Origin of the sequence: Streptomyces sp. NPDC093510 (assembly GCF_040683555.1) — a bacterium.
Taxonomy (GTDB): Bacteria; Actinomycetota; Actinomycetes; order Streptomycetales; family Streptomycetaceae; genus Streptomyces.
Genome location: NZ_JBFBEE010000036.1, coordinates 1 through 16,913, shown reverse-complemented (window position 1 = coordinate 16,913; position 16,913 = coordinate 1). Strand labels below are relative to the sequence as shown.

At 72.0% G+C, this 16,913-nt stretch carries 14 protein-coding genes, 3 tRNA genes and 1 pseudogene; 8 read left to right on the top strand and 10 right to left on the bottom strand.

Annotated elements, in window-relative coordinates; genetic code table 11:
- Nucleotides 1–3: 3 nt before the first annotated feature.
- From AB0N81_RS37680 to purS, 5 genes are all read right to left on the bottom strand, one after another.
- The gene (locus tag AB0N81_RS37680) at nt 4–843 is read right to left on the bottom strand and encodes a M23 family metallopeptidase (RefSeq protein WP_365366641.1); all 840 of its coding nucleotides are present in this window, start codon (nt 841–843) and stop codon (nt 4–6) included.
- 42 nt (nt 844–885) lie between these two features.
- Nucleotides 886–1,392 (bottom strand): helix-turn-helix domain-containing protein, encoded by a 507-nt coding sequence (locus tag AB0N81_RS37675; RefSeq protein WP_365366639.1) that lies wholly within the window; start codon nt 1,390–1,392, stop codon nt 886–888.
- A gap of 127 nt (nt 1,393–1,519) precedes the next feature.
- Nucleotides 1,520–3,769: a phosphoribosylformylglycinamidine synthase subunit PurL gene (gene purL, locus AB0N81_RS37670; RefSeq protein ID WP_365366637.1), complete on the bottom strand. Its 2,250-nt coding sequence runs from the start codon at nt 3,767–3,769 to the stop codon at nt 1,520–1,522.
- Nucleotides 3,766–4,446 carry a phosphoribosylformylglycinamidine synthase subunit PurQ gene (gene purQ / locus AB0N81_RS37665; protein ID WP_365366635.1) on the bottom strand — a complete coding sequence of 227 codons (681 nt, stop codon included), beginning with the start codon at nt 4,444–4,446 and terminating at the stop codon, nt 3,766–3,768. The genes purL and purQ overlap by 4 nt, the downstream gene beginning before the upstream one ends.
- Entirely contained in the window at nt 4,443–4,724 is a 282-nt protein-coding gene (gene purS, locus AB0N81_RS37660) for a phosphoribosylformylglycinamidine synthase subunit PurS (RefSeq protein ID WP_365366633.1), read from the bottom strand. The genes purQ and purS overlap by 4 nt, the downstream gene beginning before the upstream one ends.
- Nucleotides 4,725–5,043: 319 nt before the next feature.
- Between purS and AB0N81_RS37655 the strand changes: the two genes are divergently transcribed.
- From AB0N81_RS37655 to AB0N81_RS37620, 8 genes are all read left to right on the top strand, one after another.
- Nucleotides 5,044–5,361 carry an Lsr2 family protein gene (locus tag AB0N81_RS37655; protein ID WP_365366631.1) on the top strand — a complete coding sequence of 106 codons (318 nt, stop codon included), beginning with the start codon at nt 5,044–5,046 and terminating at the stop codon, nt 5,359–5,361.
- 123 nt (nt 5,362–5,484) lie between these two features.
- A tRNA-Gly gene (locus AB0N81_RS37650) sits at nt 5,485–5,556 on the top strand.
- A 78-nt stretch (nt 5,557–5,634) separates the two neighbouring features.
- Nucleotides 5,635–5,710: transfer RNA gene (locus tag AB0N81_RS37645), tRNA-Gly, on the top strand.
- 135 nt (nt 5,711–5,845) lie between these two features.
- Nucleotides 5,846–6,817 (top strand): ABC transporter ATP-binding protein, encoded by a 972-nt coding sequence (locus AB0N81_RS37640; RefSeq protein ID WP_365366629.1) that lies wholly within the window; start codon nt 5,846–5,848, stop codon nt 6,815–6,817.
- Nucleotides 6,814–7,593, top strand: a complete 780-nt coding sequence (locus AB0N81_RS37635) for an ABC transporter permease (RefSeq protein ID WP_365366627.1) — start codon at nt 6,814–6,816, stop codon at nt 7,591–7,593. The genes AB0N81_RS37640 and AB0N81_RS37635 overlap by 4 nt, the downstream gene beginning before the upstream one ends.
- A 13-nt stretch (nt 7,594–7,606) precedes the next feature.
- Entirely contained in the window at nt 7,607–8,974 is a 1,368-nt protein-coding gene (locus AB0N81_RS37630) for a histidine kinase (RefSeq protein ID WP_365366625.1), read from the top strand.
- A complete protein-coding gene (locus AB0N81_RS37625) occupies nt 8,971–9,579 on the top strand; it encodes a response regulator transcription factor (protein ID WP_365366623.1) in 609 nt (202 codons plus the stop codon). The genes AB0N81_RS37630 and AB0N81_RS37625 overlap by 4 nt, the downstream gene beginning before the upstream one ends.
- A gap of 23 nt (nt 9,580–9,602) precedes the next feature.
- Nucleotides 9,603–9,675: transfer RNA gene (locus tag AB0N81_RS37620), tRNA-Gly, on the top strand.
- 49 nt (nt 9,676–9,724) lie between these two features.
- Here AB0N81_RS37620 and AB0N81_RS37615 read toward each other — a convergent pair.
- The 5 genes and pseudogenes from AB0N81_RS37615 to AB0N81_RS37595 form a co-directional block, all read right to left on the bottom strand.
- The gene (locus tag AB0N81_RS37615; RefSeq protein WP_365366621.1) at nt 9,725–10,621 is read right to left on the bottom strand and encodes a phosphoribosylaminoimidazolesuccinocarboxamide synthase; all 897 of its coding nucleotides are present in this window, start codon (nt 10,619–10,621) and stop codon (nt 9,725–9,727) included.
- A gap of 151 nt (nt 10,622–10,772) precedes the next feature.
- Entirely contained in the window at nt 10,773–12,263 is a 1,491-nt protein-coding gene (locus AB0N81_RS37610; protein WP_365366619.1) for a N,N-dimethylformamidase beta subunit family domain-containing protein, read from the bottom strand.
- A 238-nt stretch (nt 12,264–12,501) separates the two neighbouring features.
- On the bottom strand, nt 12,502–14,394 hold the full coding sequence (locus AB0N81_RS37605) for a hypothetical protein (RefSeq protein ID WP_365366617.1): 1,893 nt from the start codon (nt 14,392–14,394) through the stop codon (nt 12,502–12,504).
- A gap of 392 nt (nt 14,395–14,786) precedes the next feature.
- The gene (purD, locus tag AB0N81_RS37600) at nt 14,787–16,052 is read right to left on the bottom strand and encodes a phosphoribosylamine--glycine ligase (protein WP_365366614.1); all 1,266 of its coding nucleotides are present in this window, start codon (nt 16,050–16,052) and stop codon (nt 14,787–14,789) included.
- A 169-nt stretch (nt 16,053–16,221) separates the two neighbouring features.
- A pseudogene (locus AB0N81_RS37595) lies at nt 16,222–16,913 on the bottom strand (DNA polymerase III subunit gamma and tau); the annotation flags it as partial.

Sequence of the window (16,913 nt, the reverse complement as noted above, 5' to 3'; positions counted from 1 at the left end):
AGGTCACGGTACCGGGGTGGCTTCTTCCCGCACGGTGAACGTCTCGCGGTTGCGGGGCACCCCGACCCCGCGCCAGCTGAACGGCACACCCCGTGCCGTGTCCAGGTCGGGCCCGTCCATCAGCTGGAAGTGGACGTGCGGCTCGGTGGAGTTGCCGGAGTTCCCGCAGCGCCCGATCAGCTGCCCCGCGACGACCCCGTCCCCCGTCCGGACGGCGAGCGAACCCCGCTGGACGTGGGCGTACATCGCGTACGTGCCCCCGCCGAGATCGAGGACGACGTGGTTGCCGACGACGCGGCGGGTGCCGCCGAGCGTCCTGCCGACGCCCTCGAACAGCCAGAAGTACAGGACCCCGGCGAGGGAGCTGCGGCTGAGGTGGTCGCGCTGGCCGTCCTCGGCGTGCACGACGGTGGCGTCGGCCACGGCGTGCAGCGGCTCCCCGAAGGCGGGGTAGGCCTTGCCGGGCCGGGCAATGGGCCAGAACCAGACGGGCTTGGGGCGCGCGGGCCCCTCCTCCGGCTCGGCCGCGATGTCGATGGCGTACGTCTGCCCCAGGTGGTGCGTGCCGTGGCTCGGCACCTTGTCGGCGGGGCTGTTGAGCGCGGACCAGCGGCCGGTGACCGGGGGCTCGACCTCGACCGGGGCCGGGGGTTCCGCCTCGATCCGCCGGCGCGCGGAGCGGGACAGCGTCGTGCTGATGGCGATCGCGGCGAGCGCGGGCAGCCAGCTCAGCCAGTAGTCGTACGGCAGGTCCGTGAAGAGCCTGACGACGAACTGGGCGAAGAACACGACCCACAGCATCCGATGGAGCACCGCGGCTGACTTGCGCAGGCCTATGGACATAACTCCCCCTCGTACGTACGGACATCCATACCGAAAGACCGGTCAGGTCACCGGGCGCGCGGCCGTGAGCACCACGAGCAGCGGCACCACCCGCCCGGCGGGGACCTCGTAGCGACCGCGCTCCGTGCTGTGCAGCCAGCCCGTGCCGGTCAGCTGGCGCAGGTGGTGGTAGATCTGGCCGGTCGTGCCGACGTCGTCGAGCGCGGCCAGCTCGGCGGCGGTGCGCAGGCCGCCGAGGATCTCCCGCAGCAGCCGCAGCCGCACGGGATTGCCGAGGGCGGCGAACGACTCGGCGGCCTCCGACCAGTCGCCCTCGAACACCGTCTCGGTGAGCAGGCCGTACTGCCAGTCGTACCGGTGTCCCGTCGGCACCCGCACCGAGCCGGTGAACAGGACGGCGCCGTCCGCGTCCTCCGTCACCGGGTGCCGCGCCTTCAGTGCGTCGAGGGCCCAGAAATCGCCCTCGCCCACGGGAGGCGCTGCCGGGCCCGCGCTCTCCAGTTCCGCCATGCGCCGTTCGAGCTCGGCGACGCGCTCTTCAAGATCCACGATTACGAGCTTACGTAGTTACGTAATTACTGGCAACCCACTGGCGCCCCCGGGAACCGGCTCGGGCCGGAAACGCCGAAGCCCCCGTCCGGACCGGGTCCGGACGGGGGCTGTCAGCGAAGGTGGATCAGGCGAAGAGCCCCGGAAGAGTCCCCTCGTGGGCCTCGCGCAGCTCGCTCAGCGGCAGCGTGAACTCGCCCTGCACGTCGACGGCGTCACCGTCGACGACACCGATGCGCGTGACGGGCAGACCCCGCGCCCCGCACATGTCGGTGAAGCGCAGCTCCTCGCTCCGCGGGACGGAGACGACCGCGCGCCCCGCCGACTCGGAGAAGAGGAAGGTGAACGCGTCCAGACCGTCCGGCACGACGAGCCGGGCACCGCGTCCGCCGCGCAGGCAGGACTCGGTGACGGCCTGCACGAGACCGCCGTCCGACAGGTCGTGCGCGGCGTCGATCATGCCGTCGCGCGAGGCGGAGATGAGGATGTCGCCGAGCAGCTTCTCGCGCGCCAGGTCGACCTTGGGCGGCAGTCCGCCGAGGTGCCCGTGGACCACCTGCGACCAGGCCGAACCGCCGAACTCCTCGCGCGTCTCGCCCAGCAGGTAGAGGAGCTGGCCCTCTTCCTCGAAGGCGATCGGCGTGCGGCGCGCGACGTCGTCGATCACACCGAGGACGGCGACGACCGGCGTCGGGTGGATCGCCGCCTCGCCGGTCTGGTTGTACAGCGAGACGTTGCCGCCGGTGACCGGGGTGCCGAGCTCCAGGCAGCCGTCCGCGAGGCCGCGGATGGCCTCGGCGAACTGCCACATGACGTCCGGGTCCTCGGGCGAACCGAAGTTCAGGCAGTCCGAGATCGCGAGCGGCTTGGCGCCCGAAGCGGCGACGTTGCGGTACGACTCGGCGAGGGCGAGCTGCGCGCCCGTGTACGGGTCGAGCTTCGCGAACCGGCCGTTGCCGTCGGTGGCGATGGCGACGCCGAGGCCCGTCTCCTCGTTGATCCGGATCATCCCGGAGTCCTCGGGCTGCGCGAGCACGGTGTTGCCCTGCACGAAGCGGTCGTACTGGTCGGTGACCCAGGACTTCGCGGCCTGGTTCGGGGCGGCGACCAGCTTGAGGACCTGCTCGCGCAGTTCGTCCGCGTTCGCCGGGCGGGCCAGCTTGTTCGCGTCGTCGGCCTGGAGGGCGTCCTGCCAGGAGGGACGGGCGTACGGACGCTCGTAGACCGGGCCGTCGTGCGCGACCGTGCGCGGGTCGACGTCGACGATCTTCTCGCCGTGCCAGAAGATCTCCAGGCGGTCGCCGTCGGTGACTTCACCCACGACGGTGGCGATGACGTCCCACTTCTCGCAGATCTCCAGGAAGCGGTCGACCTTGCCGGGCTCCACGACGGCGCACATGCGTTCCTGCGACTCACTCATGAGGATCTCCTCGGGAGTGAGCGTGGAGTCGCGCAGCGGCACGTCGTCGAGCTCGACGCGCATACCGCCGGAGCCGTTGGACGCCAACTCGCTCGTGGCGCAGGAGAGTCCGGCGGCGCCGAGGTCCTGGATGCCCACGACGAGCTTCTCGGCGAAGGCCTCCAGGGTGCACTCGATGAGGAGCTTCTCCTGGAAGGGGTCGCCGACCTGGACGGCGGGGCGCTTCGACGGCTTGCTGTCGTCGAAGGTCTCACTCGCGAGAATCGAGGCGCCGCCGATGCCGTCGCCGCCCGTGCGGGCGCCGTACAGGATGACCTTGTTGCCGGGCCCGGACGCCTTCGCGAGGTGAATGTCCTCGTGCCGCATCACGCCGATGGCACCGGCGTTGACCAGCGGGTTGCCCTGGTAGCAGGCGTCGAAGACGAGCTCGCCGCCGATGTTCGGCAGGCCCAGGCAGTTGCCGTAGCCGCCGATGCCCGCGACGACTCCGGGGAGCACGCGCTTGGTGTCGGGGTGGTTCGCGTCGCCCATGCGCAGCGGGTCCACGACCGCGACCGGCCGCGCGCCCATCGCGATGATGTCGCGGACGATGCCGCCGACGCCGGTGGCCGCGCCCTGGTAGGGCTCGACGTACGACGGGTGGTTGTGGGACTCGACCTTGAAGGTGACCGCGTAGCCCTGGCCGACGTCGACGACGCCGGCGTTCTCACCGATGCCGACGAGCATGGCGTCGTTCTCGGGGACCTTCTCGCCGAACTGGCGCAGGTGGACCTTGCTGCTCTTGTACGAGCAGTGCTCGGACCACATCACCGAGTACATGGCGAGTTCGGCGCCGGTCGGGCGGCGGCCGAGGATCTCGCGGACGCGCTCGTACTCGTCTTCCTTCAGGCCCAGTTCGGCCCAGGGCAGCTTGACGTCGGGAGTGTCGGCTGCGTGCTTGACGGTGTCCAGAGTCATGCGTTGACCAGCTTCTTCAGGATCGAGGTGAAGAATCCGAGGCCGTCGGTGCGGCCGGTCCCGACCAGCGGCTCCACGGCGTGCTCGGGGTGCGGCATGAGGCCGACGACGTTGCCCGCCTCGTTGGTGATGCCGGCGATGTCACGGAGCGAGCCGTTGGGGTTCATGTCGAGGTAGCGGAAGGCGACGCGGCCCTCGGCCTCCAGCATGTCCAGCGTCCGCTCGTCGGCGACGTACTGCCCGTCGATGTTCTTGAGCGGGATCGAGATCTCCTGGCCGGGGGTGTAGTCGGCGGTCCAGGCGGTCCTGTCCGTCTCCACGCGCAGCTTCTGGTCGCGGCAGATGAAGTGCAGGTGGTTGTTGCGCAGCATCGCGCCCGGCAGGAGGTGCGTCTCGGTGAGCACCTGGAAGCCGTTGCAGATGCCGAGGACCGGCATTCCGGCCTTCGCCTGCTCGATGACGGACTCCATCACCGGGGAGAAACGCGAGATGGCGCCGGCCCGCAGATAGTCGCCGTAGGAGAAGCCGCCGGGCAGCACCACGGCGTCGACCTGCTTGAGGTCCTTGTCCTTGTGCCACAGCGGCACGGCTTCGGCGCCCGCCACGCGGACGGCGCGCTGGGTGTCGCGGTCGTCGAGGGTTCCCGGGAAAGTGACGACTCCAATTCGAGCAGTCACTTCGCGGCCTCCTCGGCCTTCTGCGTCTTCTGGGCCTCTTCGACCTTTACGACGAAGTCCTCGATCACGGTGTTGGCGAGGAAGGTTTCCGCCAACTCGTGGATACGGGCGAGGGCGGCGTCGTCGACGGGCCCGTCCACCTCGAGTTCGAAGCGCTTTCCCTGACGTACGTCGGAGATGCCCTGGAAACCGAGGCGCGGCAGTGCACGCTGCACCGCCTGGCCCTGGGGGTCGAGGATCTCCGGCTTGAGCATGACGTCGACTACGACGCGTGCCACTGGCACTCCCGGTGTGTGGTGCTGGCGTGTGCTGCTTGCGAGGCGCTGAGCAGGTCCCTTCAGACTACCGGCACAAAATTTCTACTCGCGTAGATTCGTAGCAACCTACGAGATGCGGGTCACGTTCCGGTGTCTGAACAGGTTGCGAACCGAGAACCTTCACGATGAATCCAGAAAGATCACGCATCGTCATTGCTGCAATGCAATGCCGGGCACTGTACAAAGGAAATGGCAATAGTCGATACTTTGCCCAAAACATCCGTGCAGTCGGCATCACCGCATGTCAACGCGGTAGAGCCGCGCGAAGGGACCGATATTCGTGGCGCAACGTGTCGTGGTCACTCTCTTTGACGACATCGACGGCGGGGAAGCGGCGGAAACGGTCGCGTTCGGTCTTGACGGCAAGTCGTACGAGATCGACCTCAATCAAACCAATGCCAAGAAACTGCGCACGGCACTTGCGCCGTATCTGGAGGCCGCCCGCAAGCAGTCGAGGTCCGGCATCGCCTTCCGGCACACCGCGGTCTCCCCCGATCCGTCGGCGGTGCGCGCCTGGGCGCGCTCGCACCAGATGGACGTCCCGCCCCGCGGCCGCATCCCGAAGAAGGTCTACGAGGCCTTCGAAGCGGCCAACTGACTCCCGGCCCGACGCCGCCCGGAGCCCCTCGCGGCAACCGACTTGCGCAGCACCCCTCCCGGTCAGCTAAAGTCTGGAGCACGCCGAGGGGCGAGGCCGCAGGGCCGAACCTCACGGAGTCTTGCGGGTGTAGTTCAGTAGTAGAACATCCCCCTTCCAGGGGGAAGGCGCAGTGTGCAATTCCTGTCACCCGCTCTGCACCGCTTACGGACCGGTCCTCCGGTTGCGGTAAGCTGGTGCCGCGCCGGTCGGTGAGAGCCGATCGGAGGCAATGCGAACGTAGCTCAGTTGGTAGAGCGCAACCTTGCCAAGGTTGAGGTCGCGAGTTCGAACCTCGTCGTTCGCTCCATGTGAGAAGGCCCCGGTCATGCGACCGGGGCCTTCTTCGTGTCCCCGGTGGCGATGCGCCGCTTCTGACATTTGTCATGCGGGCCGGTGACAGCGCGCACTGCCGAAGGCTCCCCGGCCGGGAGACGCTCGAATCATGACTGACCAAGTGATCGACGTGACCGACCTGCGGCGCGTGTACGGGGGAGATTTCGAGGCGGTACGGGGCATCTCCTTCACCGTGGGACGCGGCGAGCTCTTCGCGCTGCTCGGCACCAACGGCGCCGGCAAGACGTCCACCGTCGAACTCCTCGAAGGGCTCGCGGCACCGGCCGCCGGACGGGTGCGGGTGCTCGGGCACGACCCGTACACCGAGCGGAACGCGGTGCGCCCGCGGATCGGCGTCATGCTCCAGGAGGGCGGCTTCCCCGCGGAGTTGACCGTCGTCGAGACCGCGCGGATGTGGGCGGGGTGCACCAGCGGTGCCCGGCCCGTCGGCGAGGCCCTGGAGCTCGTCGGGCTCGCCAAGCGGTCCCGGGTCCGCGTGAAACAGCTCTCCGGCGGCGAGAAGCGGCGCCTCGACCTGGCCATGGCGCTCCTCGGGCGGCCCGAGGTGCTCTTCCTCGACGAACCCACCACCGGACTCGACGCCGAAGGGCGGCGCGAGACCTGGAAGTTGGTGCGGGACCTGCGCGACAACGGCACGACCGTGCTGCTCACCACCCACTACCTGGAAGAGGCCGAGGAGCTCGCCGACCGCCTCGCGATCCTCCACGAGGGCCGGATCGCCGCCGAGGGAAGCGTCGCCGACGTGGTGGCCGAGCAGCCCTCCCACATCTCCTTCGAACTGCCCGCCGGGTACTTCGTGGGCGACCTGCCGCCGCTCGCCGGACTCGGCGTGACCGGGCACGAGACGGACGGCCGCCGCGTCCGGCTGCGCACCGAAGAACTGCAACGGGCCGCCACCGGGCTGCTGTTGTGGGCCCGCGACGCACGGGTCGAGCTGACCGCCCTTGACGTGCGCGCGGCCACGCTGGAGGAGGCGTTCCTGCGGATCGCGCGGAACGCGCAGAGCGGAACGAGCGAGGCCGCCGAGCGGCGCCTCGGGGGCAAGGAGATGTCGGTATGAGCACGGCGACCGAGACGACCCCGGCGGGCCGGATGCAGGCGCTGGCGCGCGCCGAGATGACGCTGTTCGGGCGGAACAAGGCGATGCTGTTCGCGGCGCTGTTCGTGCCGTTGGTGATCCCGTTCAGCATGCGGCAGGCGGCCGAAGGCATGGACCTGAAGGGCACCGGGCTCGACGTCGGCACCGTGGTCCTGCCCAGCGCCCTCGGCTTCTCCCTGCTGTTCGCCGTGTACTCCGCACTGACCGCCGTCTACGCCGCCCGACGCGAGGAGCTCGTGCTCAAGCGGCTGCGCACCGGCGAACTCCGGGACCCCGAGATCCTCGCGGGCGCCGCGCTGCCGTCGGTCCTCATCGGGGTCGTGCAGTGCCTCGTGCTCTCCGTGGGCTGCGCGGTGCTCCTCGACGCCGGGGCGCCGAGCGCGCCGCACCTCGTCGTGCTCGGCGTCGCCGTGGGGCTCGTGATGTTCTCCGCGCTGGCCGCCGTCACCGGAAGCTTCAGCAGGACCACCGAGTCCGCGCAGGTCATGAGCATGCCGCTGATCTTCGTGTCGATGATCGGCTCCGGCCTCTTCATCCCGCTGGAGGTCATGCCCGACAAGGTGGCCTCGGTCTGCGAGCTGCTCCCGCTCTCCCCGGTCGTCGAGCTGATCCGCGGCGGCTGGGCCGGCAACCTCTCGGCCGGGGACGCGCTGGGCGCCGCCGCCACCGCGGTGGCCTGGACCGTACTCGCGGTGTTTGCTGTACGGCGATGGTTCCGCTGGGAACCCCGGCACTGAGGGAGGAGCCACCGTGATCGACCGCATGCGGGCCTGGCAGCGTGACTGGCACGGCCGCAGCAAGATCGAGAGGGTCGAGCTCCAGAGCATCGCCATGTGGCACGCCATGCCGTGGATCTTCTTCCTCAGCTGGCTCTCGGTGCCGCTCGGCCTGAGCCTGCGCCCACAGCTCGCCGCACAGCTCCTCGGCTGGTCGCTGATCGCGCTGGCGGCCGCGCAGTGCGTGCACGCCAACCGCACACTGCGCCGGTCGATCGACCACTACCTCCGGCGGGCGCCCCTGCCGCGCCGCGACCTCGCCGTGGCCGCCGCCCTCATGGGCGGCACCCTGGGACTCGCCGTCGGCCTCCAGGCCGTGGACGGTGTGCGCAACGGAATGCTGGGCTTCACGACCCTGTACATGATGATGCCGTTCGCCCAGGCGCTCGCCTTCTCCGTGCCCATCCGGGGGTTCCTGGCCCGGGTGGCGCTGGTCGACGCCGTGGCCGTGGCCGCCTTCGCGGCCGGCGGAGTCCGCGGCGGGGAGCTCGCCGCGGTCGGCGGCCTCATCGCCTTCGCCGGCGTCCTGGCGCTGGTCTCCACGCGCTGCGGCGCCTGGACGCTCTCCGTGATGTGGGAGGGCGACCGGGCCCGCGAGGTCGAGGCGCGGCTCGCGGTCGCCGAGGAGCGGCTGCGGTTCGGCCGTGACCTGCACGACGTGATGGGGCGCAACCTCGCCGTCATCGCGCTCAAGAGCGAACTCGCGGTGCAGCTCGCCCGCAGGGGACGGCCCGAGGCGGTGGACCAGATGGTCGAGGTGCAGCGGATCGCGCACGAGTCGCAGCGGGAGGTGCGCGAAGTCGTACGGGGATACCGCGAGGTCGACCTCGCGGTGGAACTCGCCGGGGCCCAGGGCGTGTTGGAGGCGGCCGGGATCGTGTGCCGGGTGACCGGGTCCGCGGCGACGCTGCCCGCCTCGGTGCAGTCGGCTCTCGGGTGGGTCGTGCGGGAGGCGGCGACGAATGTGCTGCGGCACGGTGACGCGGGACGCTGCGACATCACGCTGGCGGTGGACGAGGGGCGGGCGACATTGGTGGTGGAGAACGACGGAGCGCCGGAGGTCGCGCCCGAAGGGCGGGGGTCCGGTCTCGCGGGGCTGCGGGAGCGGCTGGCCGCGGTGGACGGGGTGCTGGACTTCGCGTCCGGCGAGGATCTGTTCCGGCTCACCGTGGAAATCCCGCTGCCGCCTTCGGACGGCCCCGTGCCCGGGGAGCGGCGGGACCGGGACCGGGATCGGAATCAGGATCATGACCGGGACCGGGACCGGGACCGGGACCGGAATCAGGATCGGGACCGGAATCAGGATCGGAACCGGAATCAGGATCGAGGGGTGGCCGCGTGAGCCTGCGCGTACTGCTCGCCGACGACGAGCACCTCATCCGAGGGGCGCTCGCCGCGCTGCTCGCCCTCGAGGACGACCTCGTCGTGGTCGCCGAGGCCGCGACCGGGCCCGAGGCACTCGCCATGGCGCGGGCCCACCGTCCCGACGTCGCCGTGCTCGATCTGCAGATGCCGGGCGCCGACGGTGTGAGTGTGGCCACATCCCTGCGGGACGAACTCCCGCAGTGCCGGACCATGATCGTGACGAGCCATGGCAGACCGGGACATCTCAAGCGGGCCCTCGCGGTGGGGGTGCGCGGCTTCGTGCCGAAGACCGTGAGCGCCCAGCGGCTCGCCGAGATCATCCGCACCGTGCACTCCGGAAACCGCTACGTGGACCCGGAGTTGGCGGCCGACGCGATCTCCGCCGGGGACTCGCCACTGACGGCCCGCGAGGCCGAGGTGCTCGAACTCGCCGCCGACGGGGCACCCGTCGCGGAGATCGCCGAGCGCGCCGCACTGTCCCAGGGGACCGTCCGCAACTACCTCTCCTCGGCGGCCACCAAGATGGGGGCGGAGAACCGGCATGCCGCGGTGCGTCTCGCACGCGAGCGAGGTTGGGTATAGTTGTCCTCGCGCTTCGGCGCAACGCGGACGTAGCTCAGTTGGTAGAGCGCAACCTTGCCAAGGTTGAGGTCGCCAGTTCGAACCTGGTCGTCCGCTCAGAGAGAAGGCCCCGCTCCTCGGAGCGGGGCCTTCCGCGTTGCCGGGGCTACCAGGGCGTTCCGGTCAGCCGCTCGTACGCCTCGATGTACTTGGCGCGTGTGGCGTCCACCACGTCCTGCGGCAGCGCCGGCGGCGGCTGCTCGCTCTTGCGGTCCCAGCCCGAGTCCGGCGAGGTCAGCCAGTTCCGCACGAACTGCTTGTCGTACGACGGCTGGGCGCGGCCCGGCTCCCACTGGTCCGCGGGCCACAAGCGCGAGGAGTCCGGGGTCAGGACCTCGTCGGCGAGGATCAGCGTCTCCTCGTCGAAGCCGAACTCGAACTTCGTGTCGGCGAGGATCAGGCCGCGGTCGCGCGCGATGTCCCGCGCCCGGCCGTAGACGGCGAGGGTCGTCTGGCGCAGCCGCGCCGCGGTGTCCGCGCCGACCTGGCGGGCGACCTCCTCGTACGACACGTTCTCGTCGTGCTCGCCGACCGCGGCCTTCGCCGCGGGCGTGAAGATCGGCGCGGGCAGCTCCGAGCCGTCGACCAGGCCCTCGGGCAGGGCGAGGCCGCAGACGGTGCGGGAGTCGTTGTACTCCAGGAGGCCCGAGCCCGTCAGATAGCCGCGGGCGACGCACTCGACCGGGACCATCCGCAGGGACTTGCAGACGAGGGTGCGGCCCTCCCAATCGGCGGGCGCGCCCGCCGGCAGGTCAGTGGAGACGACGTGGTTCGGCACGAGGTCCGCGAGCTGGTCGAACCACCACAGGGAGAGCTGGGTGAGGACGCGGCCCTTGTCGGGGATCTCCGATGGCAGCACCCAGTCATAGGCGGACATGCGGTCGCTGGCGACCATGACGAGCTCGCCCGCCTCGTTCTGGTACAGCTCGCGCACCTTGCCGGTGTGGAGGTGGACCAGGCCCGGCACCTCAAGAGGCTCGGGCTTTTCTACGAATCCGGACACGGTTCCCTCCCGTGGTTCTGGCCAAGTGAGGTCGATTCTCCCGTATGGGAGGCGCGGTTTTGGCCAAGGGTCGAGCGGGGCTGTGCGGTGGCGTGCACCGGCGGGGTTCCGCCGCGCCTGGCGGCGGGGCCGTACGGATACGCCGGCGGAGTCAGTCGCGCTTGCAGATGCGGTCCAGGAGATTGGCCGTGGCGCGCTGGATGCGGGTGTCCACGTGGCCGGGTCGGTCGAGGGCCGGGGACCAGGCGAAGGTGCCGGACGCGAAGACCAGGGCGCCGGACGGGGCGCGGTAGAGCGACGACTCCTGGTGGCGGGTGACGCCCTCGGTGTCCTCGTACGGGGAGTGGGCGAGCAGGATGCGGCCCTGGTGCTCGGGGAGCGCCGTCCGTGGGAAGTAGCGGTCGGCCTCGCCCGCGACCAGGCCGTCGATCTCGTCGCCCTCGTGCGCCCCGGTGGCCTCCCACAGCCAGTGGTCGGCGTTGCGGACGACGAGGGGATGCGGCTCGGGGACGCGGCCCGCGTACTGGATGCCGAGCAGCTGCTGCTCGGGCGTCTTGCCGCCGTCCCGCTCGCGCCAGAGGGCGGGCCTGCCGGGGCCGCGGCGCTTGCGGCAGGTGAGGAGGCGGTCCTCGACACCGGACGCGGACGGGCCCAGCTCCACCTGCCAGTACATGGTGTTGGCGGAGAGGAAGACCAGGGAGGTGCCGTGCTCGCGGGCCAGCTCCGTGGTGCGGCGCATGCTCGGCGACCAGTACTCGTCGTGGCCGGGGAAGACCAGGCCCCGGTACCGGGTGGGGTCGATGCGGCCCGCGTGCAGGTCGCGGGCGTCGGCGTACGCCAGGTCGTACCCGTACCGCTCGGCCCAGCGGATGAAGTCGTAGGCGTGGCCCACGTGCAGGGGCAGCCCTGCGCCCGCGTACGGCCGGTCGAAGGAGACCGTCACCGCGGCCTCGCTCTCGCCGAGGAGAATGCCCTGCTCGTCCCACGCGTGGTAGAGACTGGCGCCCGTGCGGCCGTCCTCGGGGTAGAGGTTGTACGCCTGCCAGGTGATGTCCGGCAGGAGCAGCAGGAGGTCGGCGGGGTGGTCGTCGCGGACCGTGAAGGGGACGTGCGAGCGGTACCCGTCGGCGGTGGTCAGCACCGCCACGTACGCCCCGACGCTCCAGTAACTCGGGATCTGCAGACGCCAGGAGAGCCACCAGTGGTGGCAGGAGACCGTGCGGTCCGCGGTCAGCGGGGCCGGCTGGACGATGCCGGAGAGGCGGGGGCTGGTGGTGATCTTCGATGCCCCGTCTCCTCCGTAGTGCCCGATGCGGTATATGTCGACGCTGAACTGCTGGGGCGGGTCGACGGTGACGTGGAAGTCGATCGCCTCGCCCGGGGCGGCGGCGCCGGTGGAGGTGAAGCCCTTGATCTGGCGGTGCACGTCGTCGGCGGTGAGCGGGCCGCCGGTACGGGGCTCCGGGATGTTCGCCGCGCCGGGGGCCGGGGCATGATCGACGTACCAGGGCACGACCTGGCCCGTGTCGTCGAAATAGTGCTCGGATCCGCGCAGCCAGGGCAGCGGGCCCTGGCCGAAAGGATCCGACACGGCGTGCGCGAGCGCGCCCGATTCCCAGCGGCGGATCGGCTCCGACCTCATCTGTGCCCCTCCCTCGCTCCCCCGAGCCTGCGGCGCCGCTTGGTGCATATGGTCCGGCGGCCGCTCCCAGCACATCACATTACGCACGCACCCCGTCACCGTTCGTCGCGAATTTATGTGAACGGAGCGTGATGCTCCGCGCGAGGCGGGGGCGGGGTGGTGGCGGGGTGGCGGATGCGCGTGACGGGGTGGCGGCTCGCGCGGTGGGGTGGCGGCTCGCTCGGCGCGGCCCGGTCGGTCAGACCAGGCGGACCGGTTTCTCCGGGCGGATGCCCAGGCGCGTGAGCCAGTCCCGCAGCGGAGACGGGTCGCCGTCCTCGACGAGGCTCAGGACACGTGGCGCGAGGTCCGCCGCGCGCTCTCCGTCGACCATCAGGGCCGGGCCGTCGAGCCAGTCGAGGCCCGGCGCGGCACCCGCGGTGTCCACCGCGGCGCAGCACACCATGGCCGTGACGTGGTCGGCGAGGAGCTCACGGCCCGTGCGCGGCGGCTGGAGCGGGAAGAGCGGCAGCGCGCCGTCGTCCCAGAGGGCCTCGTCCGGGCCCTGGCCCGTGGGGGCGGGGCGGGGCGGCGCGGCGGCCTCCTCGCGGGCGAGCTCGGCGGTGAGGCCCGCGGCGAGCATGCCGCCACGGCTCTGCTCGTCGGCCTCCTCCTCGGCGGGGAAGAGGGTGGCGGCGCGCTCGGGGGCGTCGGGTGCGAGCCGGTGCGGCGGGGCGCTGTCCGACGCCGAGCCCGGCCCCCCCGATCCGTCACTCTCCGTAACGCTCGGGGCAGCCGTCGTCAGGTGTTCGAGTACGCGTCCGAGGGTCGGCCCGTCGGGGTCCGGGGTCGTCGGGTCCGCGGAGTGGCTGACGCCCAGGGAGTCCAGGACGCGGTGCAGCCGGGCGGCGTCCATGCGCCATTTCCGGTCGACGACCTCGTCCGGATACTCCTGCCAGGCCACCGGCGCCCAGTCCGGCCCCGGCTCCGCGGGCCCGCCGTGGAAGAGGCGGGCGGCCAGCAGCGACGCCGCCTCGTCCACCGATCCCGGCTCCTCCAGGAGGTCACAGGCGGGACGCTCGCCCAGGCGTGAGGCGAAGCCCTCCGCCAGGCGGTCCCTGCGGGACAGCTCGGTGAGCGCGGAGACCACGCCCGCGTCGAGCCGGGAGGGCCAGCGGCCCATGCGCCAGGCGGGCAGCGCGACGCGCGTGAGGAGGCGGTCCCATCCCGCGTACGCGAGGCCGACCTGTTCCTGCGCGACGATCCGCACTCCGTAGTCCACGGCCTGGGCGCGCTCGGCGGCGGCCGCGGCGACGCCGCGCTCCATCTCGGCGGCGTGCACCCGGCAGTGGCGCAGGAGGAGCCGGGCGATCCGGCCGACACCGGCCAGCACCAGGCGCGAGAAGGGGTCGCGGCCCGGGGCCGCGGCGACCGCGACCGCCGCGTCGAGCCCGCGCACGAAGCGGCGCGCCGCGGCTATGTCGGGGTGCGCCGAGGGCCCCGTGCCCGCCACGACGGGCGCGAGCACCGCGCGCAGCTCACCGACCCGCATCCACCACAGGAACGGGGAGCCGATGACGAGCACGGGGGCTACGGAGGACGGGCGTTGCGGGGCGGAGGCGTGCGGGGCGGAGGCGTGCGGGGAGGTGCCAGCCGAGGCGGCCTGGGCGGCCTGGGCAGGCTGGCCAGCCGAGGCACGGTCCCTTTCCCGGTCCCGGCTGCCGCGCGCGGGCGGGCCGTGGGCGGGGTGGGTGCGGTCCTCCAGCCAGCTGTCGCAGTCGGGGGTGAGCGCTATCGCCGAGGGCGCGGGCACGTCCAGCCGGTCGGCGAGGTCCCGCACCAGGCGGTACAGGTCGGGGGCGGACTCCTCGGTGATCGGCACCGTGGGGCTCAGGGCTGGCCTGGCCCGCGCGACGACCAGGCCGACGCCGGCCGCGGCGAGCAGCACGAGCACGGCCACGACGGTCACGACCCAGCGGATGACGTCCCAACGCCCGCCGCTGACATGGCCCGTGGCCCCGCCCGCGAGCAGCACGACGGCGACGGCCGCGGGCAGCAGGGCGACGGCCAGCGCCCGGCTGCGCAGACGCAGCACGGCGAGGGCCCGGGAGCGCGCGGCCTGCGCGCCGACCTCCACACCCGTACCTGACACGACCGATGACACCCCCTGCTGCCTACTGCTCGGCCGCCGGCCGGAGCCGGCGGCACACATCGACGGCGTTCGTGTTGCTCACTCCCCCACTGTGGCACCCGCCATCCACACCGCAATGCCGGTGGTCTGTTTGGCTCTGGGCACCTCGAACGCTTTCGCCGCACCCTAGTTGGGGCGCCCGCCATCGTCAGCCGGATGGGCGACCGGTCACTCGATGGAATGGCTTTGGCTAAAGCTGTATGCCAAAAGGGCCCCGGATCCAGTGTCAGATCCGGGGCCCGATGCGACGCGAGTGGCCGAAAGTCACGCGGGGTGCGCGGGAGGCGCGGGCGGGATGCGCGGGCGGGATGCGCGGGCGGGATGCGCGGGGTGCGCGGGCGGGAGGAGGCGGGTCACGCCTCCTCGGTCGCCTCCGCGGCCGCCTTCGCCGCGATGTCCGTGCGGTGCTGGGAACCGTCGAGGCGGATGCGGGACAGCGCGGCGTACGCGCGCTCCCGCGCCTCGGTGAGGCCGGTGCCGGTCGCCGTCACGGACAGCACGCGGCCGCCCGCGCTGACGACCGCGTCGCCGTCGCGCTTCGTCCCCGCATGCAGCACGTACGCGTCGGGGGCGTCCTGCGCCGCGACCTCGGCCAGGCCCTCGATGGGGTCACCCGTACGCGGCGTACCGGGGTAGTTGTACGAGGCGACGACCACGGTCACCGCGGCGTCGTCGCTCCAGCGCAGCGGGGGCAGATCGGCGAGGTTGCCGGTCGCCGCGGCCATCAGGAGCCCGGCGAGCGGGGTCCGCAGACGGGCGAGGACGACCTGCGTCTCGGGGTCGCCGAAGCGGGCGTTGAACTCGATGACGCGCACGCCGCGGCTCGTGATCGCGAGGCCCGCGTACAGCAGCCCCGAGAACGGGGTGCCGCGGCGGCGCAGCTCGTCCACGGTCGGCTGGAGCACGCTCTGCATGACCTCGTCGACGAGCTTCGGGTCGGCCCACGGGAGGGGCGAGTACGCGCCCATGCCGCCGGTGTTCGGGCCCTCGTCGCCGTCGAGCGCGCGCTTGAAGTCCTGGGCGGGCTGGAGCGGGACGACGGTCTCGCCGTCGGTGATCGCGAAGAGGGAGACCTCGGGGCCGTCGAGGAACTCCTCGATGACGACGCGGTCGCAGGCGAGGGCGTGGGCACGGGCCACGTCCACGTCGTCGGTGACGACGACGCCCTTGCCCGCGGCCAGGCCGTCGTCCTTGACGACGTACGGCGCCCCGAAGGCGTCGAGGGCCTCGTCGATCTCCGCCGGGGTCGTGCAGACGTAAGACCGGGCGGTCGGCACGCTCGCGCCCGCCATGACGTCCTTGGCGAACGCCTTGGAGCCTTCCAGCTCCGCGGCCTCCTTGGAGGGCCCGAAGCAGGGGATGCCCGCCGCGCGCACGGCGTCGGCGACGCCCGCGACGAGGGGCGCCTCCGGGCCGACGACGACGAGACCGGCGCCGAGCTGTTGGGCGAGCGCGGCCACGGCGGCGCCGTCGAGGGCGTCGACCCGGTGCAGCTCGGCCACCTCTGCGATGCCGGCGTTGCCGGGGGCGCAGTGCAGCTCGGAGACGTCGGGGTCGAGGGACAGAGAGCGGCACAGGGCGTGTTCGCGGGCACCACTGCCGATGACGAGGACCTTCACGGTGGTCAGCCTAGCCCGCGGGGTGCGGTGCGTTTGTACGGGCCGCTCAGGGTGGGCCGGGAAGTTCTTTGTACGTTCCTCCAGCCCGCCCTGAGCGGCCCGCTCTGCCCGCCCTGAGCGGCCCGCTCTGCCCGCCGCGTGCCCCGCTCTGTCCGAGCGCCTGCGCGAGCTACTCGTTCGGGTACTCGTCGACCACCGTCGCGCCCAGTTCCCGGACGATCAGGTCGTGACCGGAGAGGGCCGAATCGACCAGGTCCGGGTCGTCGTCCTCGGGGATGTCGTCCTCGGGGGACACGTGTTCCGGGGCAGGGGCGGGGGGCGCGGCAGGGCGGGGGGCCGGGGCGGCCTCCGGGGCGGGCGGGGGCGGGGAGTGGGGTGCCGGTGCCGCCGGGGGTGGTGTCTGCTGCTGCGGGGGCGTGTAGGCGGGGCGGGAGGCGGTCGGGGCGCCGCCGAAGTTCCCGCCGGAGTTGCCTCCGAAGTTCCCGGCGGCGGGCGGGGGTGCGGAGCCGCCGGACGGGTCGACGATCGCCTCGACCTTCCACTGCACGCCGAACTGCTCGGACAGCGCCTGCCGCAGCACGTCCTCGCTGCCGCTGCTCGCGAAGTTGTCCCGGGCGCCCGCGTTGACGAAGCCGATCTGCAGGGTCGTCCCGTCGAACCCCGCAACCTGGGCGTTCTGGCTGAGCAAAATCCAGGTGAAGCGGCGACGGTTCTTCACCGCCTCGAGGATGTTCGGCCACAGGGTGCGCGGGTCGGGGCCGCCGGCGGGGGGCGCGGCCGCCATGGGGGCGGGGGCCTGGGGGGCCTGGGGGGCCTGGGGGGCCTGGGAGGTCGTGGGTGCGGGGCTCGGCGCGGACGGAG

Bases quoted from the DNA above. Each gene is read 5' to 3' on its own strand.
- AB0N81_RS37610 (WP_365366619.1), bottom strand. From the start codon at position 12,263: ATGAGGTCGGAGCCGATCCGCCGCTGGGAATCGGGCGCGCTCGCGCAC.
- AB0N81_RS37680 (WP_365366641.1), bottom strand. From the start codon at position 843: ATGTCCATAGGCCTGCGCAAGTCAGCCGCGGTGCTCCATCGGATGCTG.
- purL (WP_365366637.1), bottom strand. From the start codon at position 3,769: ATGACTCTGGACACCGTCAAGCACGCAGCCGACACTCCCGACGTCAAG.
- AB0N81_RS37635 (WP_365366627.1), top strand. From the start codon at position 6,814: ATGAGCACGGCGACCGAGACGACCCCGGCGGGCCGGATGCAGGCGCTG.
- AB0N81_RS37640 (WP_365366629.1), top strand. From the start codon at position 5,846: ATGACTGACCAAGTGATCGACGTGACCGACCTGCGGCGCGTGTACGGG.